The 1,232-nt window shown below is 43.6% G+C and carries 2 protein-coding genes; both read left to right on the forward strand.

Annotated elements, in window-relative coordinates:
• Positions 1–210, forward strand: a 210-nt coding sequence (locus AB5Z01_RS13740) for a hypothetical protein (RefSeq protein WP_368365624.1), incomplete at its 5' end; no start/stop codon positions are given.
• Entirely contained in the window at positions 207–1,079 is an 873-nt protein-coding gene (locus AB5Z01_RS13745) for a hypothetical protein (RefSeq protein ID WP_195220842.1), read from the forward strand. The genes AB5Z01_RS13740 and AB5Z01_RS13745, both read left to right, overlap by 4 nt.
• Positions 1,080–1,232: the final 153 nt, after the last annotated feature.

The following is a 1,232-nucleotide window of genomic DNA, read 5'->3' on the forward strand; positions in this document are numbered from 1 at the left end:
GAGGGGCTTGAAGTCATGGTGATACTTGACTGCTCCACAGACCTTTTCGATAGCGGAAAGTCGGAGAGTTTTGATTACGCCGTTATCTGCACCGACCCTGCGGAGTATGACCCCTCAGGGCATGAGTTTGGAAATCTCGCCTACGCCAAAGCTGACAGCAATAATCTTGGTAGGTTTATCTACACCGAGATCGGAGATATAGAGAAATGAAACTAAAACTTCTAAACGCAATAAAATGTGACCTGAACAAAAGCATAATAAACATAGGCTTTGCAGGGGCGGTGCTGCTTACAACAGTGCTTGCTTTCACCTCATCAGCCTATACAGACCTTGCCACCGATAAATCATATTCGGTGTTTGAGTCACTTTTCACTCTCGATAAAAATATCCTCCGCACCGACCCAATTCTGTCCTCTGTGCTGGTTTTCAGAAACGGACTTTCGGGATATATCACAATGTTTTTGCCTATTGTCGTGGCATTCCCATTCATGGTGTCTTTCTGTGCAGAGCGAAATAACGGACTGATGCGTTTCACCATATCTCGCACAGGCAAGCTAAGATATTATCTTTCAAAATTCATATCCGCACTTATCTCAGGCGGATTTGCCGTTATGCTCGGTATAGCTGTTTACGGCATAGCCTGTGCAGTGCTTTTTCAACCACTTTCGGAGTTTGACGTATCAGCCGACCAGCTTCAATACATAATGCAAGACAGCACAGGTAAAACCATAATCAAAATGCTTGCGGTAGCTTTCGCATATGGTGCAGTTTCCACACTGCCTGCGTTTTTCCTAAGCTCTTTCTGCAAAAATCCGTATATCATAACCTGCCTGCCCTTTATGCTCAACTATGTCCTCACAACAATGCTCAATAGGATAATAGACGCAAATCTTTTCAACGATAACTTTGATTTTGATAGAGCAAACGCCTTTTATCCAAGCTCTGTGACGAATTTTCTGTATATACAAAGCTTTGACAGAAGTGCAAAGTGGATAACTGCGGTGAACTGTTCGGGGGCGATCGTTACCCTGCTGGGATTTATTATCGTGATGAATTTGCGCAAGGACAAGGGGGTGTAGGTCAGCTATGATGAAAAATTTCAGCCTTAAACAAAGCTTTTTCTGTGCAAGGGCGGAGTTCATAAAGTGGATATGCGACGCACGAATGATAATCCTAGGAGTGCTTCTTATCTTCATTTACAGCTTTGCTATCGAGCCTCTTAAATCAAACGC

Origin of the sequence: Ruminococcus sp. RTP21359st1_H3_RTP21359_211015, assembly GCF_040909065.1 — a bacterium.
GTDB classification, from domain to species: domain Bacteria; phylum Bacillota; class Clostridia; order Oscillospirales; family Ruminococcaceae; genus Hominimerdicola; species Hominimerdicola aceti.

What these genes read in the sequence shown, in the direction of transcription:
- AB5Z01_RS13745 (WP_195220842.1), top strand. Translation starts at nt 207, where the DNA reads ATGAAACTAAAACTTCTAAACGCAATAAAATGTGACCTGAACAAAAGC.